The organism is Pseudomonas sp. AD21 (assembly GCF_002878485.1).
Classification (GTDB): domain Bacteria; phylum Pseudomonadota; class Gammaproteobacteria; order Pseudomonadales; family Pseudomonadaceae; genus Aquipseudomonas.
This window is the reverse complement of the sequence record NZ_NQYG01000015.1, coordinates 34482-57701: the sequence shown is the minus strand read 5'-3', so window position 1 is coordinate 57701 and position 23220 is coordinate 34482. Positions and strand designations below refer to the sequence as shown.

Sequence of the window (23220 nt, the reverse complement as noted above, 5' to 3'; positions counted from 1 at the left end):
GACCTCACGCACGTTAGGAACTGTAAAACGGAACACGTTGTTCAGGAAAGCCTAGAACAGAAACAAGAAATCCTATTTCGACCATCATCTATATTGTTTACTGGCGCACTAAGTGATACGAGGAAGTAACCGAACAGACCAAACATAGAGCCTGGAGTTACAAGTAAATGCTGTTCCTTAAGAAGTTCTAGTGCAAAGGTAACGTCATCGACTATTGTCACACCTGAAAGAGACTTAAGGCCCATAACTGGCTGGCAGGACATAAGCACATGTCCAAAACCAGTAGTTTCTATTTGGTCAACAAATGGAATGCTTCGCAGCAGCGCCAGACTCTCATCGCGTAGTTTCTGATGTTCCTGCTGGTGGCAGCCTATCGATTTTGGCTCAGACAGATCTGCAGTTCCAGTAGCACCATAGCTTTGAACTAGAAGGGGGAAATGACTATTCACGCAATTCAAATCATCTATAAGCTCACGCGCCCCCGCTGCATAACCGATAGGTGTCAGCGATGTTGAGGAGGATCCAATTAGTCCTCCCATATACAACGTACGTTCAAGTAACGATGGCTCAACTTCGGCAAACGTGGAAAGTGACTCGGCCGAATCAGAACCAGTAATATCAAAAAGAATTTTAACGTGAGGGTTCTGTGCCAGAACCTCAGCCAACCGTTTTAGCTCCTTTGCGGAGTAGCTGATACCAACAGGATTCGATGATTGGTTGAGTATAAGCCAACGTGTTTGCTGTGTAATGGCAATTCGCAGGGCGTGTGGAGTTAGTTTGAAACCATTTGCAACTTGCGTTTCTATTCTAACTGCTAGAGCATCGCAACACTCAACGATATCTGAATAGGCTGGCCAACTTGGTGCGGTAATGATAACTTCATTTCCGAAATCCAGCGTTGACATCATGGTCGTAAGTACTACCTGTCTTACACTCCAGGAAAGGGAGATTTGATCGACGTCGTAGTAGAGGTTTTTTTCTCGGCGAAGAAGTTCAGAGACATCACACTTGAGGTCATGATGACTTGAAGAAGTATCTTCGGTATCAATGTCAGGGGTATGCTCGCTTCGCAATAGATGGCGGGCATCAACCGATGTATGGAAATCGGGATTCTGCAAGCCAAGATCCAAAATGTGGAAACCTGCTTCTATCAGTTCTAGTGCTGCGGCCTGAATACTATGGGTGATGCTTGCCATCGAAGCTGCCTCTACTGCACAACAACTTATAATACTTATCTAGCGCCGGAAATGGCTTTTTCTTAAAATACTTCAATTAAGTTTCTAGGCTTGAAGCTGAATAATTGAATTTAGGTATATTAGCAAATATCTACTACATATCAAGAAGCATCTAATGTGCCGTCGAAAATGGTGGAAACTGCTAAAGCTGAAGGGAGCTAAGTTACATGGCAAAGTATTCTCATGCGAAGCTGTATGAAACTGAGTGGATCATGCTCAAAACGGCCTATCTGTTTCAGAATCGTCTAATTGGTCTGGCGCCGCAACTCAACGATACAAACGCAGCTAACAGTGATCCGCGCCATTCTCGCCGCGTCAGAGCGTCACGTAGGCCAACCTGCGATAGCTGCTGAAGGGCATGCGTTTCCGCTTACCTTCCCAGTAGAAGCAAAGGCGCTAAAACTTTCCACGTCGGGCTGTAACGTTCAACATCAGCCCATCAAAGGGCGAGAGTGTAGTCCTTGCCGATAGCTCAAGCATGCCGAATTGCCAATTCCGAAACTGTCATGGGGCCTCCCTAAGCACGTCGGAAGCCTACTGCTCGTCTTGTACGCGATACTGCTCCATGGAAGACCGAATTGGGGTCTTTCCAATACTTGCCTTGTTCAATGATCTACAGACTTCCACGGGGCTCTGGAGATCTGCAACTGGAGAGGGAAACGAGGCCACCATCTTCCGCCAGTTTGCCGTGGCTGAGCCTGCCGCCTACTCAAACGCGACCACGATTTCAACATCCGGCGTCTGCTGGAACACATAAACTGGCAGCCGGCATCTTGGGCATGATCAATGACAGCCTGGGCGCAGGTTTCCTGTCGCTGCTTCAGGGCACAATGTTGGACTCGGCCAAGAATCAAGGCGGCAAGCGCGACTTGGAAATGACCAAACCAAGAAAGGTAATTAGTACCACTTCGGTATGAAGGCGCTTATCAGAGAGTAAATGACGAGTCTGGTCTGATGACTCCGTGGTGGGTACAGCGGTCAATGTTGCAAACGATACTCAGGTCGATAAGCCGCGGCGTAGTGCGGAGCCCCCTATACGGAGCTCTAAAAGCGGTAAGAGAACACTGAGTGTCATGTCATCTGGCAAATCACGCCCGGCGCAGCACTTAAAAAAACATAGCTAAGGCCGTGCCCTGCACAAATCGATCCGCAAGATTGAAAAGGCCAAGGCTCCGATCCGCGCCCCGCGCTGTCGAACCTGTGGATGGGGCTCCGGCCTGTGCTAGGCAATACAGGCGAGGTGCGCCTGTGATGTGGAAGCTGGCCGTTGCGAGATGTCCACCGCGGCGAAAAAGATAGGAAAGCGCTGAAGATCTGAGTGTTTCTGATCGATTGACTGCTTTCAAAAAACGGCGGGGCTTAAGTTTGCCCCGAATACGCGGCTATTTCCGACCATCCTTAAGCTTTCCCTCATGACGAGGTTTGGCGCCAGGAATCCGATTTGCTCAACTGCAGGTCGGATCCTGGCGCCTAACTGAACGATTCAATACGTACCGTCGCCCTTGGTATATGCACTCGCGAGCTGCGGACATTCTGAAAATTCTAATGCCAGCGCTCTCGAGGACTGCGCCAGAAGGGTGGCATCAACGCCTACCGCGACGAATAATGCTCCGTTCTCCAGATAACGTTTAGCCTGCGCAACATCTGAGGTAAGAATCCCTGCAGCCTTACCGTGACTCTGGACGGTGGCTATTCCTTCTAAGAGTGCACGTTGGACTTCTGGAGCAGAGGCGTTTCCGAGGTATCCCATGGAAGCTGCCAAATCCGCTGGCCCAAAAAAAACGCCATCAACACCATCGGTATTTAGGATCTCGACCAAATTATTCAGTGCGGTGGCGGTTTCAACTTGCACCAGTACGCAAATCTCTTCATTGGCTTTGTGCAGGTAGTCTGATATCCCGTTCCAGCGCGAGGATCTGGCGAGGGAACTACCAACGCCACGAACGCCCTGGGGAGGGTATCGGGTAGCAGATACGGCCGACGCCGCTTCTTCTGCAGTATCGATCATCGGAACAAGGAGTGTTTGTGCTCCAATCTCAAGATATTGTTTGATAAGTGCTTTGTTTGCTTCGACTGGCCGAACGACTGGGTGGGACGGGTACGGCGCTGCGGCTTGAAGTTGGGTGAGTACGCTCCTAACATCATTCGGCGCGTGTTCGCCATCGATCAGCAGCCAGTCGAAACCCGCTGTCGCAACGATTTCTGTGGAATAGGAGCTTCCAAGACCGACCCACAATCCGATTTGTCGACGCCCTTCACGAAGAGCCTGCTTAAAGTGATTTTTATTACTTAGCATGTTATTTCCTGTCTTTGATTTAGGAACTATTAAATTTAAGGCTATATGCCGGTGTAAGAGTGTGGCCCTATAGAAGCTAGAATAGTGTATATCCGAGCTGACACTGTTTTTGCTGAAAAACTGTTGTGCAGTTATACAAATGTCTCTATATTTACGTTGTAGTAGTCTTCAGCCCGCTATTGATAAGGTGTCTCTACATGCTCAAAGCGCAACCGTCGATCGCGAAACTCAAAATTGACCGTATAAACCGCAAGATTCTCATTGAACTTCAAAAGAATGGCCGTACCGCAAATGCAGATTTGGCTAAATTAGTAAACTTGTCAGCAACACCCTGCTTGAGGCGAATCCGGGACATGGAGACAAGTGGTCTTATCACGGGTTATCGAGCAATAATAGATCGTAAGAAAGCTGGGTTCGGCTTCCGAGCATTTCTAGGAATTATGCGAAGCAGAGATTCTGATCGACATGTAATGTGGAGCCAGATTACCCAATTGCCAGAAGTCATCGGTTGCTACCTTATAAGTGGGGAGTTTGACCTTTTGGTAGATGTTGTTGCGGAAGATCTCGATTCGTTCTCAAACGTCTTGCTTGAGAAAATTATTGAAATTCCAGGTGTCCGACAAACTAGCACCATGATTATACTTCGTGAGCTTGTATCTGGGGCGTCTTTGCCAATGGAAGCTCTCGATCGCATTGATGATTGAATTATTGAGTTCTACAATTTTTCATGGCTGGTAGAAGGCAAGATTTTGAAATGCCTTATAATCACTAAGCCCGTTGCTGTAAACGAGTAAAATATTGGGCTTAGTGGCAGCTTGTATTGGAATGCACCAATTTACAGTTAGTGAGAAAGAATTTTTGAGAGGAACGCTTGCGCTCGAGGTGAACGACTTTCAATATTCCCAAAGAAAATCTCTTTTTCACAGTCCTCGACTATGGAGCCTGCATCCATGAAGATCACCCGATTGGCTACCTTTCGTGCGAATCCCATCTCATGGGTTACACACATCATAGTCATGCCCTCATGAGCGAGTTCAGTCATAACATCCAGCACTTCTTGCACCATCTCTGGGTCAAGCGCGGACGTCGGTTCATCGAAAAGCATGCAAACCGGATCCATTGACAAGGCACGAGCAATTGCTACGCGTTGCTGCTGCCCACCTGACAATTGACTTGGGTACTTGGTGGCTTGTTTAATCAGGCCGACTCGATCCAGATAAGCTTTGCCTTTTTCATAGGCCACACTTTTTTCGCGTTTCAAAACTTTGATCTGTGCTAATACGAGGTTTTCCTCAATTGTTAAGTGAGGAAAAAGCTCAAAGTTCTGAAACACCATGCCTACTTGGGATCGTAGTTTGGGCAGATTCGTTTTTTTGTCTCCGACGGAGATTCCATTGACATGAATCTCGCCTCTCTGGAAGGGCTCAAGGCCATTCACGGTTTTAATAAGCGTGGATTTGCCGGATCCAGATGGGCCGCAAACAACGACAACGTCTCCTTTGTTAATCGACGTCGTGCAACTGTTCAATACCTGGAATGCGCTGCCGTACCATTTAGAAACTTCGGAAATTTCAATCATTATCATCACCCTGATTATTGTGTATTGGGCTTGAGAGTAGTTATGCGGCAACCTTTCTTTTGAGTTTGTTGACCATGGTCGAGCACATAAAACAAATGATGAAGTATGTCGCGGCTACAAACAGGTACATCTCAACCATGCGGTTGTCACGTTGTGCAATTTTGGATGCTGCTCCAACAAAATCAGTCAATGACAGGACATAAACCAAGGACGTGTCTTGAAACAGTACGATGGTCTGAGTCAGGATTGCAGGAAGCATTCGACGGAAAGCCTGAGGTAACAAGATCAAACGCATGATCTGAATGTATGAAAGCCCCAGCGCTTTACCTGCATTCATCTGACCGGTTGAAATCGACTGCACACCAGCACGCATGATTTCTGCAAAGTACGCCGCTTCAAAAACCATGAAAGCCACGTAAGCGGATGCGACTGCTCCTACCTGCACTGGTCGTTCTGATCCTGTAATCCATGCGCCAACGTATGGCATCATGAAATAAAAGAAGAAGATTCCCAGCACGATAGGGACGGTACGAATCAGGTTTACGATTGCCTTGGATGTGCCCGCTACAAAGGGATTACCGCTTAGTCGCATCACGACCAATATCGAGCCAAAGAACAGGCCGCCAAGTGCAGCGACAACTGTTAACGAGATTGTGAATTTCATGCCTGTGATGAACAGGTAAGACCAAGACTTTTCCAAAATTGAAAAGTCTAAATTTTGCAGATATTCCATCACTTAGCTCCCATCGAACCAGGAATGTAAAGTTTTCGTTCCAGGCGGCTCATCACGAACACGATGATGTAGTTGATGATCACATACACGGCAATGGCGATGCTGAATGCTTCGAATATCTGAAAGGAGAACTCGGCTGTAGCACGCGATTGAGCTGTTAACTCCATTAGGCCGATAGTGAGAGCAACTGATGTACACTTCACCGTATTCATCATGTCATTGGTCATCGGCGGTAAGATTATACGCAGTGCCATAGGGATCAACACATATCGGAAACATTCGAACGGTTTCAAACCAAGCGCTAACCCTGCTTGGTATTGCCCAGTTGGAAGCGCTTGAATGCCCCCCTTCACCAACTCAGCGATTCGTGCGGACATGTAGAAGCCGATACCAATTACAGCAGTGTAGAAAGGGGCGTCCTGCGACTGTTTGATAACGCGTCCAAAATCATTAGGTAAGAACTCTGGGACAACGAAATACCACAGGAAGAGCTGTACGAGTAAAGGTATATTACGGAACAGTTCTACATACCCACGGCTAAATGCCCGAGCAACTTTGGAAGGGTATGCCCTCATTATCCCGATGACGATGCCTACGGACAACGCCAAAATCCATGATGAAACAGAGGTGACTAGCGTCCACATCGTACCGTTGATCAGCAGATCTAAGTAACTCCCTTCGCCAGTAGGCGAAAGCTGGAAAATAACTCCCCAGTCCCAGTTATAATTCATGATGACCTCTTAACTTCAGTTTTTTTACTTATAGGCAGTAGGGTCAATCGAGTCTGAGGCTTTGCATTGCTCTGCAATGCCGACGCAGATCTCATGGAGAAGCTTAGGTTTATTGTCCATTCTCAGGATGCAAGTCCAAACCATTTATTATTAGAAGGCGCTCTTAAGTGAAAGCAGTTCCAGCTATTGCAATTGGCAAATTCTCTTCAGTCGAACGCAGGCTTCCTCGATCTCCTCCAGCGACGCGGCAAACGAAAGCCGTAGGTAACCTGGCGAGCCAAACGCGGAGCCCGGCACTACAGCCAATCCCTCCTGATCAAGCAGCAAGTGAGATAGCGCCATATCGGTTTTTTCTTTAAGTAGGCCAAACTTAAACAGATGCTCAATGGCTTCTTCGACTTTCACGAAAAGGTAAAAGGATCCTTCGCTCGGTATGAAGTCGATTCCTCGTACACCTTTAAGTGCAGCGCACATGGCCGTGTGTCGCTCACGATACGCAGACGCCATGGGGGCAACGAGTTCAGCTGAGTGATTGAGTGCTTCGATTGCTGCAGCTTGTGCAATTGCATTTATCGGCCCAGTGGTCTGAGCCTGAACGAGTTCGAAGGAGGTATGCAGATCGCCCAGGCTGGCAGAGTAACCAATTCGCCAGCCTGTCATTGCGTAGGCTTTTGAGACGCCATTGACAACAACTACGCGATCAGCCAGGTCGGGGCACGCGTTCGCCAGGTTTAGCATCGGCTTGTCACTTACAAGCACGTGCTCGTAGATGTCATCGCTTATGACGATAACGTTGGGGAACTCTCGAATCACATCCCCGATGGCGACGAGCTCTTCCAGGGAATACATCGCTCCACTGGGATTGCTTGGGCTATTGAGCATGATCGCCTTCACTCGCGGGCCCAATTTTGCGCGCAGCTGCTCGGGTTTTAAGCGGTAGCTCTGCTCAATGGGGCACTCAATCGGGACGACGACACCCCCGCAGAATGCCACCATGTCGGCATAACTTACCCAATAGGGTGTCGGGATGATTACCTCATCGCCATCCTCCACGATCGCACTCAAAACGTTATTCAGAGCTTGTTTTGCGCCGCTGGACACAACAATTTGCTCAGGGGTGTAAGACAGCCCATTCTCCCGCTTGAGCTTGGCCACGATTGCCTGGCGCAAAGCGAGCGTTCCAGGTGTCGGTGTGTAGCGGGTTTGACCATTGTTCATGGCCTCGATCGCAGCTGCGCGGATACGTTGAGGTGTATCGAAGTCGGGCTCACCTACTGCCATGTTCACGATCTGCCTGCCCTGGGACTTCAGTTGAGCAGCCTTGGTACTGAGGGTGAGGGTGGCGGGCGGTTGAATGCCGCTAAGTCGCTTCGTCAGGATAGATTTAGACATAATGACCACTTCTATATTTATTTGTTTTTTTGGTCGCGACCAAGGGAAAACGGCGTTCGTCGTGTTTTAGCCCACATTTGGAAGGCCGTAGCCATGGCCGCGTCGTTCTGTGTCTTTATCTTATCTTTTCTGCTTTTTTTGGGTGTAAAATGTTCTTTGTATGCAAATATTTGGTCGATTATGCTAATTATTCCACTTTCATTATTGCCTCTAAGCCAATGGGCGTGCCTTGTCCGACCTCCAATTAGCAGAAGCCACTCATAAATGGCCTATTTTTGGCTGGCCATATCGTTCCTACACTGCCATGGCCGGTTTTGTTAAGTGAGGCCTCAGAGTTGAATTGGTTTGGATGCCCCATAGGCATGTTTAGCTTTCTAATCCCAGAGCGGCATAGATCGCTGATTCAGCGCTACGGGAAGCAGAACCTTAGCGATCGAGTCAAAGGTTGTCGGAATAAGGAAGCCTTCCGTGAGGAGGGCTTTTACCGCCTGAATAGGGCTTGACTGAGTGTTCTAAGTGCCAAGGCATGCACTTAGTAAGTGCCATCACCCGTACTTTTCGCCGCGTTATGCTCTTGGCTAGGCAGAAAACTCTACTGCGAGTTTTCTGGTCGCTTGCGTGAGCAGGGTGCTATCCACCCCTACAGCGATAAAGAGCACACCGCGTTCGATATAACTTTTCGGTCGAGTAGCCCATGCAACCAAGGAAGGTCTCGATCTCGCACTCGTCACGACCGAACGAGGCTTCTAAGTCTGGAGCAATATGACAACTGCAAACGCAGCGTAATCATGCGTCGCGCTGCGGTGCCGATTCGAGCGCGCGAGCTAGATTGCGCGCGTTCTGACCCAAGAACCGGGTAAACCACTAGGTGAGGCGCAGTTGGAGGTTGCTTCGGCTTTGAACGTCAATGAGTGGTTCGTGGAAGAGGGCTGACTATAGATATGTGTGGGCCTTTAAACGACGAAACTCCTATCAATGCCATTGCCTCACCTCAAATCAGGCCTCCAGAACTCTTTGGCTTGCGCCATGATCCATGATCGGAATGCTTCGAGTGGGGCGCTGTGCCGCATGTTATTCGGGTAAACCAAATAGTAGGAATGCATCGCAGTGATCGTCATGGGATGTACTCGAACCAGGCCGCTCGCCCAGGCCGATTTCGATACAAAGAATTCGGGTACCAAGGCAATGCCCAGGCCTGACTCGGCAGCCTTCACCACCATGGAGTGCAGTTCGAACCCTACGGTGCGCGTGGAACCCATCCCATCAGGCATTCCAGCAGCTTCGAACCACTGCGGCCATGATTCGGGGCGGGTCGTGCAATAGAGGAGGGGAAATTTGAGGACATCGAGGGGGGCTTTAATGCATTCGTCGACCAGATCTTTGCGTGCTATCACAACCATGGCCTCACCGAAGAGCAAATCCGAAGTCGCCCTTGGCCAGACCGGTTTGCCGTGATGGATGGCCACCTCAAAGTGTTCGTCTTCGAATGAGAACGGGTTTGTCCTCACTCCCATGTTGATGCTCATTCCCGGATTCTGTTCATAGAAGCTAGGCAGCCGGGGGATTAACCATTCTTGGGCAAATGTTGGCATTACGGCCAGTTCAAGGCTGTTCTCGCCAGTCCCGTGTGCGGCCAATGACAGAGTGTCCCGCTCAATCTTCTGCAACGACTCACGTACCTGCTCACTATATAAGCGGCCTGCCTTTGTCAGCTCTACCCTCTGTTTCACCCGCACAAATAGCCGAATGCTCAGATTGGTTTCAAGTAAGTTGATCTGCCGAGAGATGGCGCTCTCGGTCAGCGAAAGCCCTCGTGCCGCAAGGGCGAAGCTTTCGTGGCGGGCCGCCGCTTCGAAAGCGATCTAGGCTGACATGGAAGGAATGCGTGAGCGACGTACCATGGTTCCTAAAACTCATTAACTGGCAATTTTTAATTGCTTTACGAAGCTTTCAAAGCTGCAAAAATATCTCAATAGGCTTTGATGATTCGGTCGTTTTTGCGCCGTAACGCTGCTACAGCTAACGTTTGCAGACAAATGAGTTTTAAGCAAGACGTCTTGTTGGCCCTGAAGGATGCCTATGTAGAGCTTCTCTCCAGCGTTTGCAAACTCAATCAGTTCCCCCAATCGAGCACTCTTCTAGGCGAAGCTGAGCAACACTGTCAGTGCGGCTGAAATGTTGAAGGAGGCTATCCACTAGGGCGTTGCTTTTGCCTGGTACTGGCTTCCACGTTTAGCTCCTGATCTATCCACGCTTTGCCTTTCGGTCGCTGCATCCAGTCTGAAGACTTGGAATAGGGTGTGGGCCGCCTTATCCGTTGAGACCTTTACACCTGAACTAGGTAAGTCCGACAACACGGTCTTTGATTTGTTAAGCAAGGGCCGACACAAAAAAGTAATGGAGTTGAGCATGATGAGCGGTGCTAAGAGTCTTGTACAAACCTTGCTGGATTCGGGGATAGACACATGTTTCGCTAACCCTGGTACTAGCGAACTGCATTTTGTTGCAGCCCTTGATCAAGTCCCTGGTATGCAGTGTGTGCTGGGCCTGCAGGAAAATGTCGTAACCGGCATGGCTGATGGCTATTTCCGTATTGCGCGCAAGCCTGCATGTACCCTGCTTCATTGCAGTCCGGGATTAGGCAATGGGTTGGGCAATCTGCACAATGCCCGTCGAGCTAATGCTGGCATCGTGAATATTGTTGGGGATCAAGCTACCTTCCACCGCCCCTACGATGCCCCTCTCACGGGAGACACGGTTGGATTGGCGCGCACCGTTTCCCAATGGGTACATACCAGCACTCAAGCCAGCGATCTGGGCCGCGACGGTGCTCTCGCAGCGAGAGCGGCTCGGACATTCCCTGGACAGATTGCTACTCTGATTCTTCCTGCTGACGTCTCCTGGGAAGATGGTGGTCGAATTGCGGCACCTATTGAATCACCTTTACCGCCTGCGATTGACACCCATACGATCGAGAATGCTGCTCGTGTTTTGCGTCAAGACGGATCCAAGGTATTGATCCTACTCTCGGGTCATGGCGTATTCGATGCAGCTCAGTCGCTTGCTTGGCGCATTGCAAAAGCTACTGGCGCTCAACTCATGGCTGACTATGTGATCGGACATGTTGCGCGTGGACGAGGCCGCTTGCCACTAGAGCGAGTTCCATACGGTATGGAAGCAGCAATCAACAAGCTCAAGCCTTTCGAACACATCGTCCTTGTGAGCGCAAAGGCGCCTGTCGGTTTTTTCGGATACCCGGGACTGCCATCTGCTCAGTACTCACCTACCGCGCAAATTCATGAACTGGCTCGTCCGGATCAAGACCCGGTTGAGGCGTTGCAAAGGCTAGTTGATGCGCTGGATGCTCCAGATGCGGCAATCCCTGATTCAGGCCCTCGTCCGAGTGTTGTAACTGGAGCGCCTACTTCGGAGGGCCTGGCGCTGACCCTTGCGGCCTTGATGCCTGAAAATGCTATCGTCTCAGACGAAAGCATTTCTTTCGGCCGAGGCTTCTATGCCTCTACTCACGCAGCGCCTGCGCATGACTGGCTGCATTTGGCTGGCGGCGCGATCGGCGACGGTATGCCGGTAGCGACTGGTGCTGCAATTGCTGCGGGTAAGCAACGCCGCGTTATCAACCTCCAGGCAGATGGCTCGGCAATGTATTCGCTGCAATCGCTGTGGACTCAAGCTCGGGAACAACTGCCCGTAACCACAATCATCCTGAACAACAGTAAGTACAACATTCTGATCGATGAATATAAGAATGTTGGAGCGTTTTCTGGCAGCACAGCCATGAGCATGCTTGATCTTGGCAATCCTGATATTAGCTGGGTGAAACTAGCGAATGGTATGGGGGTCGAGGCGGCGCGCGCAACCACGCTCGAGCAGTTAGCCGATTTTCTTGCTGGCAGCTTCAAAAGAGTTGGCCCATTCCTCATCGAGTTGATGATCTGATTTCGCCTTCCCGATTGGGCGGATCCCCCGTGAAGTTTTTTCGGCATGCAGGTGTGTAGCCTGGCAACCTCTTATCTGCGTGTATGTTGAGCGGTTGCGAAGGCATCTACCAAACCAGCAGGTCGAGAGCGATAAGGGGAAAAGCGTCTACGTTTTTTATGCGGACGCATTACCCTTAAAGCTAGGGCCGGCATGTACCAACGACATACCTATTTCTCACACGCTCGGTTTTGCGAGGTTTGTTCGCGGTTTAAGGCGATACGCATTAACTTGATTTGGTTCGCTACCGAGGCCATGGACATGCGCGCTGGCACCGAGAACGCGTTGGCCAAAGTGGTCACGGTATTCAGCGCGGCGAAGCCGCACTACGCTTATATCTTTGCCAATCGGAAGGCCAAGCGAATGAAAGTGCTGGTTCACGACGGGATTGGTGTCTGGCTGGCGGGGTGGCGGGTGAATCAGGGCAATTCCATTGGGCAAGGCCCTGGATTACCTTTTGAAACGCTGGGTAGCGCTGCCGCGCGACCCGGAAGATGGTGCTACTAGCTATTATCGAATCAATGGATACCAGCCTAATTTGCGCAAGGTCTATTCCGCCGGTTTTGGGAAAAAAATTAGCACAGGATGCTCAGATCATAGGGTGGAAAGGCGTAAAATAGAACTAAAATGAGTTTTGGTGGGGTGGCATGAGTTGATTCGTCTAAAGATTTTAGATGCCGCAAAATCCCTGCACTGAAGAAACATCTGGTGGTAGCATTAATAAATCGAATCTAAGGCATGTCTTTCTGTAAATTTAACGATTTGACAGTGCTTAAGCTATTTAAAATATCGAAGGTATTATCGAGTTTTGTCCATGTGCGCTATTTTTTTGAGATGGTTTGTTGTGTTTAAAATTTCATGTAATCAGTGCCGATAGCCATGTATATGCGGATGGATCAAATCGAGATTTACCTTGATCAAGTATTGAGGTAGGTAGCTAGTGGTCGGGCGAATTTTGCCTTCTGCTTTGCATGGTTTAAATAAACTGAGAGCCTGCGAGTACAGGAGCCGTTTTGGGTCAATCTTGATGTGAGTTGTTCGCAGCGCTGTGAATCATAATATAATCGCTCGCCTTGGGCGCTTCATTAGTTTCCTTGGAAGCGGTTAGCGTCCGCTGGTCTTGATTATTCCTTCGTCTAAAGATTGTGCGCCTAACAATAATAAGTGTGGAGCCGCTCATGAAGTCACTTGTAAATAGCCTCGAGGTTCCGGTAAGCAATCGGGTGCCGGAGATCGCCACCAAGCGAACTCAGGTGCGTTACATGATAATCGCAATGCTATTTATTGTTGCGATGTTAAATAACGCTGATCGGGCTATCTTGTCGATCACTGGCACGGAGATTCAAAGTAGCCTAGGAATTGATTCAATCACCTTGGGGTATTTGTTCGCATCGTTTGCGTGGGCCTATATGCTTGCGCAACTTCCTGGAGGCTGGTTGCTCGATCGTTTCGGCTCAAAACGAGTTTACGGGGTGAGCATTTTCTTATGGTCATTCTTTACTCTCATTCAAGGCTTCGTTCCAATATTGGGTATCGGCGCTTCTATCGTCGCGTTGTTTGTACTGCGCATAGCAGTAGGGGTAGCTGAAGGGCCGGCTTATGCTAATAACAGTCGCGTCGTTTCTTCTTGGTTTCCGTCATCGGAGAGGGGCACAGCGTCCGCAATTTTTGTGTCTGGCCAATACGCGGCAGCTGTTGTTTTTACACCGCTGATGGGATGGTTGACTCATGCACACGGCTGGCCTTCTGCCTATATAGTGATGGGTGTTATAGGAATTGTTGTTGCCTTTGGATGGATGGCGTGGTTTCACTTCCCCAGTCGCCACCCTAAGGTCAATCAGGCGGAGATCGATTACATCCGTGAAGGTGGTGGCATGGTTGACATGGATAGCCAGCCTGCGCAACAACGCAAAGCTAAAGGGGAAACAATTGCCTGCCTCAAACAACTCTTGAGCAATCGTATGTTGCTGGGAATGTATATCGGTCAGTACGGTATAACTACCATTGTCTACTTCTTCCTGACCTGGTTCCCGATATATTTGATCAAGGGGCTGAATATGCCGATAATGAACGCCGGGTTTGTTGCTGCCATTCCCGCAGTATTCGGCTTTCTCGGTGGGGTGCTGGGGGGCGTTTTCTCAGATTGGCTTTTACGTCGTGGACACTCAATCACATTCTCGCGCAAGGTGGTAATTGTAGTCGGGATGATGTTATCTATGTCGTTAGTGCTCTGTAACTGGGCAGGTGGTAACCAAACTCTAGTTATACTGTTCATGACGCTGGCATTTTTCGGTAAAGGGCTTGGCAGTCTAGGATGGGCGGTGGTCGCCGATACGGCACCTAAAGAAGCAGCTGGGATGACTGGCGGTTTATTTAATACCTTCGCAAACATTGCTGGTGTCACCACACCTATCGTCATAGGTTATTTGGTGCAGAAAACCGGCTCATTTGAGTGGGCTCTAATCTTTGTAGCCGCCAATGCACTTCTGACAATAATCAGTTACCTATTTATTGTTGGCCCTATCAAGCGCGTGGAACTTAATTAAGCAAACTATTGTCGGCCCCTGCTCGAGTTAAGTGCTTGGCAGGGGCACAAGCTCTTATGCTCGCCTTCTTTGCTAAAAAGTCAGCAGAGGAGATTGAGCGCTAACCGATAAAACTCGTAAACACGTCCAATCCCGAGCCCGGGTGTTTGGTGTTCTAGGCAGAGCATTTACAGGAGTCTTGAATGGCAGAAAAGTCTAAAAGTTTTATCCCTCGGGAGTTGATGATTTTTTATTTTCCATTTGGGTCTGAAGAGATGTCGGCCCAGATGAGCTTACTGATAGGAGCCCAAGTCTGTGGCCCAGTAGTGTGAATCGACTCGCCGGTAGAAGATACTGCGACTGTGGTAGGCATGTCTTTGAGCTCAAACTCATAGATTGCTTCCATGCCTAGATCTGCAAAGGCCACAACTCTCGATTTGGTAATGGCTTGAGAGACGAGGTATGCAGCACCGCCGACCGCCATTAGGTATACCGCCTTGTGCTCCTTGATCGCCTCGATCGCTACCGGGCCGCGTTCGGATTTTCCGATCATTCCCAACAGCCCAGTTTCGGCTAGTATTCGAGGCGTGAATTTATCCATTCGAGTAGAGGTTGTTGGCCCAGCTGGGCCGACTACTTCATCTCTAACTGGGTCGACGGGGCCTACGTAGTAGATGAACCTACCCTTTAGGTCTACAGGCAATGGATCGCCTTTGTCCATCATTTCGACCATCCGCTTGTGCGCAGCATCTCTCCCGGTCAGCAGCTTTCCACTCAACAAGAGTGTTTCACCAGGTCTCCAGGTTATAACATCTTCAGGGGTAACAGTATTAAGGTTGACGCGGCGAACACTGTCACCTGTTTCCCAAGCAACTTCTGGGTAATCGTCAATGCTCGGGGGGGCTAGTCGCGCAGGCCCTGAACCATCCAGAGTGAAGTGAATGTGCCTAGTGGCGGCGCAGTTAGGGATGATGCAGACCGGAAGCGATGCGGCATGGGTCGGATAGTCGAGGATTTTCACATCCAGCACCGTGGTCAGGCCCCCGAGGCCTTGGGCGCCGATCCCTAGCTGATTGACCTTGCGGTAAAGTTCTATGCGGAGTTCTTCAATTCGATTGCTCGGGCCGCGCTCAATCAGCTCATGTATATCGATAGGATCCATCAAGGACTGCTTTGCCATAACGGCAGCTTTTTCGGCGGTGCCGCCGATACCAATACCGAGCATGCCTGGCGGACACCAACCTGCTCCCATGGACGGAACAGTTTTAAGCACCCAGTCAACAATGGAGTCCGAGGGATTTAGCATTGCCAGCTTGGCTTTGTTCTCAGACCCACCGCCTTTCGCGGCGATATCGATTGTCAGTTCAGTTCCTGGAACTATGGAGTAGTGAATGATGGCCGGAGTGTTGTCCTGAGTGTTCGATCGTTTGCCTGCAGGATCACTTACGATGGATGCCCGTAGGAGGTTATCGGGCTGCGTGTAAGCGCGTCGAACTCCTTCGTTGATCATGTCATTGAGGCTCATCGTGCAGCCCCCCCATCCAATATCCATACCCGCCCGGACGAATACCGTGACAATGCCAGTGTCCTGACAAATCGGCCTGTGTCCCAGCGCGCACATTCGCGAATTGGTAAGAATCTGCGCCATTGCGTCGCGCGCTGCAGGTGACTCTTCACGTTGATAAGCGGAATGTAACGACTTAATAAAGTCTGTCGGATGGTAGTAGGAAATATACTGCAGGCTATCTGCGACACTTTGGATAACATCTTCTTGTTCGATACTACGCATGCTGTGCCAAATCCACTTTTTGTAAGTGCCGCAGATATATGAGTTGTTTGAATGAGGTGAGTGTCAACCACTTATTCGACGTCCCAAAGACTGCTGCTTGTAGGTTGAAATTGATAATGAGAGCCTGTAGGTGTTTTGTGAATTATCGCTTCATTAACGGGGCGTTAATTTTTGATGAACACCACCTAGCGCGGAATCCTCATGCATCTTGATCTGACTGACCTCAAGCTCTTTATCCACATTGCGGAGGCGCCAAGCCTTACCAAGGGGGCCCGGAAAATGTTCATGTCGCCGGCAGCAGCCAGCGTGCGTATCAAGGGGATGGAAGTACGGCTCGGAGCAACGCTTTTCTACCGGGACAGTCGCGGCGTCGAACTCACGGAATCGGGCAAGCGTCTGCTCGTTCACGCTCGCATAATCCTGCGACAAATCGGCTATGTGCTGAGTGAGTTTGCAGAGTATGCAGAAGCAACATCTGGCCACATCCGGATATTTGCCAATAGCACTGCGGTCACCGAGTTTCTGCCTGAAATTTTGGCGCGTTACCTGGCGGATAACCCCGGTGTGACGGTTGATCTTCAGGAACGGTTGTCTCGGGACATCGTACGAGGCGTTTTGGAGGGAGCCACGGACATGGGTATCATCGCGGGGCCGGTTAACACCAGTGGTATCGAGGTGCTCAACTTCAGCACTGATCGACTGGTCGTCATCGTCCCAAAGGATCACGAACTGGTAGATCGCGGGGTAGTGCGTCTTGCCGACATCCTTGAGTTTCAGCATGTGGGGCTGCATTCAGGCAGCACGCTGAGCTCGTTTTTGCGCGAGCGTGCTGAGGAGATTGGCTCGCAGTTGTACTGGCGAATCCAGTTAGCGAGCTTCGAAGCGGTTTGCCGGATGGTAGAGGTGGGGGTAGGCATCAGCGTGGTGCCTGAATCTGCTTCACTGCGGCATAGCAAGACTATGCAGCTTGCTGTGCTGCAATTGGCTGAGCCTTGGGCGGTGCGAGAGCGGAGTATCTTGGTGCGGGAGCTGGACGCGTTGCCTGGATGCATGAAAAAGCTTGTTGAAGCGATTCGCCCCTCGGACGATTAGGAGAAAATTTGACCCGGTGGCAGCTCTGGCTTCCAGTTAGGAGAAGGTCAGTTGACATTTTGGTAACTGACAGGAGAACCCTGTTCCCTATAATCGGAATGGCGAGACCCATGTGATAAATGTAAATCAATAAGATCGGAGTTTCCATGTCCAAGACCTTCGCCAAGCGTATCGGCTTCCTGCAAAAGCGCAACGATCTGACCTTAGAGCAGTTTGCTGCACACTGGAGAGGTGTTCACGCCGTACTGTGTCAGCGCATCCCTGGCCTCAAACGTTACGCCATCAACATCATCGATCGTGAGGCGAACCCTGACGTTCATTACGATGGCTTTTCCGAACTGTGGTTTGACAGCCGCGAAGCCCATGATGCTGCGTTCTCCAGCCCAGAAGGCGTTGAGCTGTTGGCAGACATTCCAAATTTCGTGGGTAAGCTCAGTGGAGTGATGGTCACCGAGGAACGTTTCATCTGGCCAGCCGGCGAGTGAAATAATCTCTGAAACGAGGAGGCAACTGGCTTCCTCGTTTCGTGCCCGTTGCGAAAGTCCGAAGTAGGCATCGATTTTGATGCTCTCTCGGCCGGAGCATAAAAACCTCGCCCGATCAGATAATCATGATCTGCCGCGTTTCGCTCATCATGTTTCCTTCGAATAGTGCCTTTCGAAAACGGTTTTCTGCATTTCTGCATTACAGGCGTACCTCTACCATCGCCGACATTCGATCTTGCGGTATACCCGAGTGGTCAAATTTAACTTGATCTGCTTTTCGCAACTGCATGGGCGGCGGTAATCGACCCAATCATCTGACGATCCTTATACTCCAGATGCTGTTCCACACGGTGTCGTATGCATCCTCCTTTGGGTAGTGCGGCTCGGTCAGCTTGACCAAACCTTCCCAAGGAACTTCCTGATCCATCTCGATCAGGAAACGTTCAAGGCGGGTCTATTGGCGTTTGCCAGCGTATTTGGCATCAGCGATGGTATTTACTCACTGGGGCGCAACCGCTCCTCTTTGAGGACAGGCGTATCTCACTAGATTCGGTAGTTTTTTTCATAGTTTCCTAGCCTACTCTAGTTAAGGTTAATCGCGGGATTAATGATATTTCTGTATTGGAATAGTATGGTGATAATGCAAAAAATTATTTGTTATTTTGCTCCTGAGGGTAATTTAATTGGATTATAAATTGTCGGGGGGTAATGTTAGTATTTGTCTGCAAAACCAACTATCCGCACTATTTTTAATCGCCGATAATTGAATAGATTGATCCCGTCTAGGTGCTCATCTGCTAATTTTTTAGCTATATCACCCATGTCAATCAAGAGAGCCCACTTGTTATCATAAATCAATGGAATTTTTCTGGCGGGCGTGTTAAGTATATGCTTATGCTAGTTCTTTGTTGAGTAAAAGCAGTGGGGATGCAGTGTCAAAAACGTGTTTAATGCCCTTGTTGCTCTTTAGCTAAATTTTGCTAGTGCGAATGGTAATTCTATGACTCAACCATTGACCGTAAGCGCCACGTGGCTCCTAGGAGTCATTGATGAACTCATCAGGCAAGGCATTTCCCCTGAGCAATTGGGGGCATCCTGGGCCCGAGAACTGAAAGGTCTGGCTCCTACGCGTCAACTTCAATTGGTGCAAGTAAGAAGGTTATGGTATCGCGCTATTGAGGTCACTGAAGACCCATTGCTGGGTTTGAAAGTTGGCATGTCGCTACCATTGCAGTCGATGAACATCGTTGCATTGATTTTAGTGCACAGCAGTTCATTGCGCCATGCACTTTCCAATACGGTAAAATTTCAGCAGTTGGTTAGTAATTCGGGACGATTTATTACAGAGTCGCTTTCTGACCACGGCATCCAATTGGTTTATCAGGTTACGCCTAGCCATTTGGCGATGCATCCAGCCCAACTCGACTCGCTGTTTGCCGCCTTTTTGGGGCTGCTTTATCGCTGCATGCCACCTGACCGCAAGCCAAGTTGTGTGGAGTTGCCAGGCACTGACTCGAGCCTAGCTGAGAACTATGAGGCCTATTTCAATTGCCGAGTAATTTTGGGTGGTAAGCAGGGACGTGTTTTATTCGACGCCGAGATGTTGGATGTCCCATGGGAGGCAGCTGACCCAGCATTGCTCCGCGTACTTTTGGGCCGAGCGGAAGCGTTGCTTAAAACTCAGGGCCGCTCTGAAACTCTTGTTGATTATGTGGCCGCGGCGATTGTCGCTCAGGGGTTTACAAGTGCTAATTGCGATACCGTAGCGCGTTCCCTAGATCTCAGTAGGCGAACCCTGCAGCGTCGGCTTGCTGAATGCGGTTCCAGCTTCCGGCAATTACTGGAAGCGGTGCGCATGCAAGAAGCTCTGGAGGGGCTTGCCGATCACACCCTGCCGCTTGTGATGCTTGCTGAGCGGCTGGGTTACGCTGAACCCAGCGCATTCTCGCATGCTGTACGATCGCACTTTGGTAAGGCACCTCGGGCACTTCGTCTTGAACTGGCAAGGACATTGAACGAAAGCGATAAGATCCTTGAACGACACGAAATGGCCCCCTTAAATCGAACCTTTATATGAAGCGGTCTGCTTTGTTAAGTGAGATAAAGCGCAAATCTTACGTTCGGAGCTCTCGAAAAAGGTCTCGCCCAAGTATGGCGCTTGCTGCGACCAAGCCACTCACCATTGCGCCGCTGACTCCTGCAGCCGTCACATCCTGGCCGCTGAAGTAGAGTCCTTCTACCGGGCCATGCGCGCGCATCCATCGCTGAGCAAACCGAAGTGGTGTTTGCTCGTACCCCATAAAATTGCCATGGCTGCGGTTAAGAAAGTGGTTGAATGTCAAAGGTGTGGCCAACTCAGTATGGCCTATGCGCCCACGGATTTGCGGATAGTGCTTCAAAGCCTCAATCAGTAAATTTTCTTTCAACAGTGCAGTCATATCCTCGTACTCAATGCCTCTGTTTTTCCACGTTGTACCTGTAAACCGCTCAAAAACTTTCCAGTCAGTCAAGCCGCATACATCCATCGTGCTTTTTTTCGGGAAGCGTTCAGTCCAACTTGGGTCACGCAAAGATGGATGCGAGATGAAGTACAGTGGCATCGGCTGACCTTCTGGATCGGCCTTGTAACGTGCGAGGTTAGCTGGCAAATCGTTGCTTGGGTGCACCCAAAGATTAGCTGGATGAATATTTAAATCAGCGGTGGGAATGTCGATTCCGATATTAAGAACAGCGAAGCACTGTGTCGTACCAAGGGTTTTCGTAGCCTCGGCCAATGGCTGCGCGAGAATAGGGTCGGAATGAGCCAACAAGGGCACAGTCTGAGAAATACCAATAGCACTCACTACCTTGTGAGCACGTATCATGCTCCCACCTGCCGTTTGCACACCGACAACGCAACCGCTTGCCGTTTCGATACCTACTACCTCTGCCGCGACCAGGCAAGCTCCCCCCGCAGATCTAACAGTGTCGGCCATCGCTTCGGCGATGCGTGGTGCGCCGCCAACCGGGTAACTCGCACCATCTATATAGTGGCTGAATACCATTGCATGGATTGCAAAAGAGGCTTCAGAAGGAGAGTTGCAGTAGTCACCGTAATTCCCACACCATACCGCTTTGAGGTCGGCGTTATCGGTCAGTTCGTTCAAAACTTCCAACACGGTACGGCGCGCCAGTGGCATAAATACAGCCTGTACACGGGAGAATTCCAGTTCCGATATTGACTGCGGCATTGCTCGTTCACTGAAGAAGGATTTTGCTGCCCGATTTGCTTCACCCACCAGTTCTACATAACGATCAATTGCTTGTGCGTCTTTCGGAAAATAATTCTTCAGCCGATCCTTGTACGCTTGTGCTCCTGCAAGGTGATCATACTGGTGCGAACCGACAATGATGCGGTTATAGATTTCGGGCATGGGAGCCCATTGAAGCTTGCCGCGAGAGACCTTATCGAAGAGACGATACAGTCCGCTAGTTTTACGATGAACCTCACCTATGTAGTGCAGTCCTACATCCCACTCGAAACCCTTGCGCTCGAATGACTGCAGACAGCCGCCAAGAACAGCGTGACGCTCCAGCACCAATACCCGCTGGCCCTCTAGAGCTAGCAACGCGGCAGTGCTCAGACCTCCCGCCCCAGAACCTATGACGATCGTGTCGAAGATGCCATCCAGCTCGCCACGAGCTAATGCACGTTTAAAACTCAGATCGTATTCGCTCAAAGTATGCCCCCTGATCTCAACACTTTCAGAATCATTGCGGTTCGGAAATTGTGTAGCCAGGCGCAGTTTGTGTGGGCGACCACGGTGAGTGAATGGCGTCACGCGCCAAAGACTTGTTGTGACGCGACATCCCTTCGTTGTTGGCATCTCAAAACAACTCTGTGTCGCACGGTAGCAATGACAGCTCGGTACTGAAGTTTGAGAATTCATCTGCGATCGTATTCATAAGAATGAGAGACGGGACTGCGATGATGAACAGCGACTTCCGATATATCCGAGTGAAATCAGAGCCTCATGGTTTCGGCGCAAGCATTGCAGGTATTTCGATTGGTGAACCGCTGCCAGCTGTCGTCCTGGAAGAGGTGAAGCAGGCTTGGGCCAGACATTTAGTGATTTGCTTTCCGGATCAACCGCTCAGCCATGAACAGCTGGAGGCATTTACGCTTCAGTTTGGTCATTTCGGGGTAGACCCTTACATCGTCGCGATGGAAGCTCATCCACACATACTTGAAGTCAGGCGTGAGCCTGATGAAAAAGCAGTCAATTTCGGTGCTCAGTGGCACTCTGACTGGAGTTTCCAGGAACAGCCGCCAGCAGGAACCATTTTGCATTCCAAAGTCACTCCTCCTGTGGGCGGTGATACACTTTTTGCTGACGGATGCCGAGCCTATGACGACCTGTCTGAAACAATGAAGGGATTACTTGATAATCTCTTTGCAGTTCATTCCGCCAGGGTGCCTTATGGCAAAGACGGTTTGTTCGCTAAAGAAACAGAAGCGCGCTCAATGAAAATCGTGATCAGTGAAGATGCTGATAAAATTTTCACTCATCCTCTAGTTCGCGTGCACCCAATAACCGGCCGGAGGGCGCTATATATAAGCCCTGTATACACGTTAGGTATTCAGGGAATGAGTCGTGGTGAATCTGCTTCCCTGCTGAGCTATCTCTATCAGCATATGGTGCAAGACGAGTATATCTATCGCCACCGATGGACACCGAACATGCTTACGCTTTGGGACAATCGTTGTACGCTACACAACGCGGACGGTGGCTACGACGGCCATCTACGAGTCATGCACCGAACAACTATCGCGGGTGAGCGGCCTATTGGCGTTATCTCGGCTTAATCTCCAACCAGAATGGGTATCTTTAATGATAGATGTAAGCATTCTTTACCCGAATGAAGCAGATTGTTCCTTCGATTTCGATTACTACATTACTCATCACATGCCTATGATCCAGCAGAAGATGGGAGGGGCCTGCAGCCATTTCACGATCGAAAAAGGTCTTCAAGGCCCAACGCCGGGAAGCAGGCCTACGTACATTGCGATGGGGCATCTTTTTTTCGAATCGCTAGAGTCATTTGTTGACGCATTTGTGCCTCACGCAAAGGCTATCGCAGCAGATATTGATAATTACACTAACGTAAAACCTGTTGTTCAAATTAGCGAAATATTGATCGCATGAAGTTTAACGTCTGGAGAATCGTTCAAGTAGGGCTGAGCACATCACATCAGCTTTTTGCGATGTCCCGAACCGTTGGTCGAGTAGTAGGTCTCCATCTTTGGTCGTTTGTCACTTCAAGCAAGGTTAGTCCGGCACCCTACTTGAGTAACCAGCCCCTGACCAAACTCTCGAATTCGTTCAC

At 49.9% G+C, this 23220-nt stretch carries 18 protein-coding genes and 3 pseudogenes; 10 read left to right on the top strand and 11 right to left on the bottom strand.

Annotated features, from left to right (window positions below; translation table 11 throughout):
- Positions 1-41: 41 nt before the first annotated feature.
- Entirely contained in the window at positions 42-1196 is a 1155-nt protein-coding gene (locus PseAD21_RS12210) for an aminotransferase class I/II-fold pyridoxal phosphate-dependent enzyme (RefSeq protein WP_102355887.1), read from the bottom strand.
- Positions 1197-1896: 700 nt separating this feature from the next.
- On the opposite strand from PseAD21_RS12210, the pseudogene PseAD21_RS30275 reads away from it, so the two are divergent.
- Positions 1897-2249, top strand: a pseudogene (locus tag PseAD21_RS30275) (IS5/IS1182 family transposase); the annotation flags it as partial.
- A gap of 469 nt (positions 2250-2718) precedes the next feature.
- Here PseAD21_RS30275 and hpaI read toward each other — a convergent pair.
- Complete coding sequence (gene hpaI / locus PseAD21_RS12205; protein ID WP_102355886.1) at positions 2719-3531, bottom strand: 4-hydroxy-2-oxoheptanedioate aldolase; 813 nt, start codon at positions 3529-3531, stop codon at positions 2719-2721.
- Between the two features lie 197 nt (positions 3532-3728).
- On the opposite strand from hpaI, the gene PseAD21_RS12200 reads away from it, so the two are divergent.
- On the top strand, positions 3729-4235 hold the full coding sequence (locus PseAD21_RS12200; RefSeq protein ID WP_102355885.1) for an Lrp/AsnC family transcriptional regulator: 507 nt from the start codon (positions 3729-3731) through the stop codon (positions 4233-4235).
- 137 nt (positions 4236-4372) lie between these two features.
- Here the strand turns inward: PseAD21_RS12200 and PseAD21_RS12195 are convergent, their stop codons facing one another.
- The 6 genes and pseudogenes from PseAD21_RS12195 to PseAD21_RS30270 form a co-directional block, all read right to left on the bottom strand.
- Positions 4373-5110 (bottom strand): amino acid ABC transporter ATP-binding protein, encoded by a 738-nt coding sequence (locus tag PseAD21_RS12195; RefSeq protein ID WP_102355945.1) that lies wholly within the window; start codon positions 5108-5110, stop codon positions 4373-4375.
- Between the two features lie 40 nt (positions 5111-5150).
- Entirely contained in the window at positions 5151-5843 is a 693-nt protein-coding gene (locus PseAD21_RS12190; RefSeq protein WP_102355884.1) for an amino acid ABC transporter permease, read from the bottom strand.
- Entirely contained in the window at positions 5843-6574 is a 732-nt protein-coding gene (locus tag PseAD21_RS12185; RefSeq protein WP_102355883.1) for an amino acid ABC transporter permease, read from the bottom strand. The genes PseAD21_RS12190 and PseAD21_RS12185 overlap by 1 nt, the downstream gene beginning before the upstream one ends.
- Before the next feature lie 183 nt (positions 6575-6757).
- Positions 6758-7966 carry a pyridoxal phosphate-dependent aminotransferase gene (locus PseAD21_RS12180; RefSeq protein ID WP_102355882.1) on the bottom strand — a complete coding sequence of 403 codons (1209 nt, stop codon included), beginning with the start codon at positions 7964-7966 and terminating at the stop codon, positions 6758-6760.
- 986 nt (positions 7967-8952) lie between these two features.
- Complete coding sequence (locus tag PseAD21_RS12175) at positions 8953-9633, bottom strand: LysR substrate-binding domain-containing protein (protein ID WP_218244974.1); 681 nt, start codon at positions 9631-9633, stop codon at positions 8953-8955.
- Between the two features lie 39 nt (positions 9634-9672).
- A pseudogene (locus PseAD21_RS30270) lies at positions 9673-9828 on the bottom strand (LysR family transcriptional regulator); the annotation flags it as partial.
- Positions 9829-10375: 547 nt separating this feature from the next.
- Between PseAD21_RS30270 and PseAD21_RS12170 the strand changes: the two are divergent.
- From PseAD21_RS12170 to PseAD21_RS12160, 3 genes are all read left to right on the top strand, one after another.
- Positions 10376-11923 (top strand): acetolactate synthase large subunit, encoded by a 1548-nt coding sequence (locus PseAD21_RS12170; protein WP_256588133.1) that lies wholly within the window; start codon positions 10376-10378, stop codon positions 11921-11923.
- A 192-nt stretch (positions 11924-12115) separates the two neighbouring features.
- Positions 12116-12469, top strand: coding sequence for an IS66 family insertion sequence element accessory protein TnpB (tnpB, locus tag PseAD21_RS29485; protein WP_146011277.1), 354 nt, complete (start codon positions 12116-12118; stop codon positions 12467-12469).
- A gap of 671 nt (positions 12470-13140) precedes the next feature.
- A complete protein-coding gene (locus tag PseAD21_RS12160) occupies positions 13141-14508 on the top strand; it encodes an MFS transporter (RefSeq protein ID WP_102355881.1) in 1368 nt (455 codons plus the stop codon).
- Between the two features lie 229 nt (positions 14509-14737).
- Here PseAD21_RS12160 and PseAD21_RS12155 read toward each other — a convergent pair whose 3' ends face one another.
- Positions 14738-16276: a fumarate hydratase gene (locus PseAD21_RS12155; protein ID WP_102355880.1), complete on the bottom strand. Its 1539-nt coding sequence runs from the start codon at positions 16274-16276 to the stop codon at positions 14738-14740.
- A 201-nt stretch (positions 16277-16477) separates the two neighbouring features.
- Between PseAD21_RS12155 and PseAD21_RS12150 the strand changes: the two genes are divergently transcribed.
- Positions 16478-17368, top strand: coding sequence for a LysR substrate-binding domain-containing protein (locus tag PseAD21_RS12150; protein WP_102355879.1), 891 nt, complete (start codon positions 16478-16480; stop codon positions 17366-17368).
- A 146-nt stretch (positions 17369-17514) separates the two neighbouring features.
- Positions 17515-17853: an EthD family reductase gene (locus PseAD21_RS12145; protein ID WP_102355878.1), complete on the top strand. Its 339-nt coding sequence runs from the start codon at positions 17515-17517 to the stop codon at positions 17851-17853.
- A gap of 367 nt (positions 17854-18220) precedes the next feature.
- Here the strand turns inward: PseAD21_RS12145 and PseAD21_RS29760 are convergent.
- Positions 18221-18343, bottom strand: a pseudogene (locus PseAD21_RS29760) (IS5/IS1182 family transposase); the annotation flags it as partial.
- Positions 18344-18853: 510 nt separating this feature from the next.
- Here PseAD21_RS29760 and PseAD21_RS12135 point away from each other — a divergent pair.
- Complete coding sequence (locus tag PseAD21_RS12135) at positions 18854-19930, top strand: AraC family transcriptional regulator (RefSeq protein WP_102355877.1); 1077 nt, start codon at positions 18854-18856, stop codon at positions 19928-19930.
- Between the two features lie 37 nt (positions 19931-19967).
- Here PseAD21_RS12135 and PseAD21_RS12130 read toward each other — a convergent pair whose 3' ends face one another.
- Positions 19968-21572 carry an NAD(P)/FAD-dependent oxidoreductase gene (locus PseAD21_RS12130; protein WP_102355876.1) on the bottom strand — a complete coding sequence of 535 codons (1605 nt, stop codon included), beginning with the start codon at positions 21570-21572 and terminating at the stop codon, positions 19968-19970.
- Positions 21573-21823: 251 nt separating this feature from the next.
- Between PseAD21_RS12130 and PseAD21_RS12125 the strand changes: the two genes are divergently transcribed.
- The gene (locus tag PseAD21_RS12125; protein ID WP_256588132.1) at positions 21824-22699 is read left to right on the top strand and encodes a TauD/TfdA family dioxygenase; all 876 of its coding nucleotides are present in this window, start codon (positions 21824-21826) and stop codon (positions 22697-22699) included.
- 25 nt (positions 22700-22724) lie between these two features.
- The gene (locus PseAD21_RS12120) at positions 22725-23039 is read left to right on the top strand and encodes an EthD family reductase (protein ID WP_102355874.1); all 315 of its coding nucleotides are present in this window, start codon (positions 22725-22727) and stop codon (positions 23037-23039) included.
- The last annotated feature ends 181 nt before the right edge of the window (positions 23040-23220 follow it).

What these genes read in the sequence shown, in the direction of transcription:
- PseAD21_RS12210 (WP_102355887.1), bottom strand. Translation starts at nt 1,196, where the DNA reads ATGGCAAGCATCACCCATAGTATTCAGGCCGCAGCACTAGAACTGATA.
- hpaI (WP_102355886.1), bottom strand. Translation starts at nt 3,531, where the DNA reads ATGCTAAGTAATAAAAATCACTTTAAGCAGGCTCTTCGTGAAGGGCGT.
- PseAD21_RS12200 (WP_102355885.1), top strand. Translation starts at nt 3,729, where the DNA reads ATGCTCAAAGCGCAACCGTCGATCGCGAAACTCAAAATTGACCGTATA.
- PseAD21_RS12195 (WP_102355945.1), bottom strand. Translation starts at nt 5,110, where the DNA reads ATGATTGAAATTTCCGAAGTTTCTAAATGGTACGGCAGCGCATTCCAG.
- PseAD21_RS12190 (WP_102355884.1), bottom strand. Translation starts at nt 5,843, where the DNA reads ATGGAATATCTGCAAAATTTAGACTTTTCAATTTTGGAAAAGTCTTGG.
- PseAD21_RS12185 (WP_102355883.1), bottom strand. Translation starts at nt 6,574, where the DNA reads ATGAATTATAACTGGGACTGGGGAGTTATTTTCCAGCTTTCGCCTACT.
- PseAD21_RS12180 (WP_102355882.1), bottom strand. Translation starts at nt 7,966, where the DNA reads ATGTCTAAATCTATCCTGACGAAGCGACTTAGCGGCATTCAACCGCCC.
- PseAD21_RS12170 (WP_256588133.1), top strand. Translation starts at nt 10,376, where the DNA reads ATGATGAGCGGTGCTAAGAGTCTTGTACAAACCTTGCTGGATTCGGGG.
- tnpB (WP_146011277.1), top strand. Translation starts at nt 12,116, where the DNA reads ATGTACCAACGACATACCTATTTCTCACACGCTCGGTTTTGCGAGGTT.
- PseAD21_RS12160 (WP_102355881.1), top strand. Translation starts at nt 13,141, where the DNA reads ATGAAGTCACTTGTAAATAGCCTCGAGGTTCCGGTAAGCAATCGGGTG.
- PseAD21_RS12155 (WP_102355880.1), bottom strand. Translation starts at nt 16,276, where the DNA reads ATGCGTAGTATCGAACAAGAAGATGTTATCCAAAGTGTCGCAGATAGC.
- PseAD21_RS12150 (WP_102355879.1), top strand. Translation starts at nt 16,478, where the DNA reads ATGCATCTTGATCTGACTGACCTCAAGCTCTTTATCCACATTGCGGAG.
- PseAD21_RS12145 (WP_102355878.1), top strand. Translation starts at nt 17,515, where the DNA reads ATGTCCAAGACCTTCGCCAAGCGTATCGGCTTCCTGCAAAAGCGCAAC.
- PseAD21_RS12135 (WP_102355877.1), top strand. Translation starts at nt 18,854, where the DNA reads ATGACTCAACCATTGACCGTAAGCGCCACGTGGCTCCTAGGAGTCATT.
- PseAD21_RS12125 (WP_256588132.1), top strand. Translation starts at nt 21,824, where the DNA reads ATGAACAGCGACTTCCGATATATCCGAGTGAAATCAGAGCCTCATGGT.
- PseAD21_RS12120 (WP_102355874.1), top strand. Translation starts at nt 22,725, where the DNA reads ATGATAGATGTAAGCATTCTTTACCCGAATGAAGCAGATTGTTCCTTC.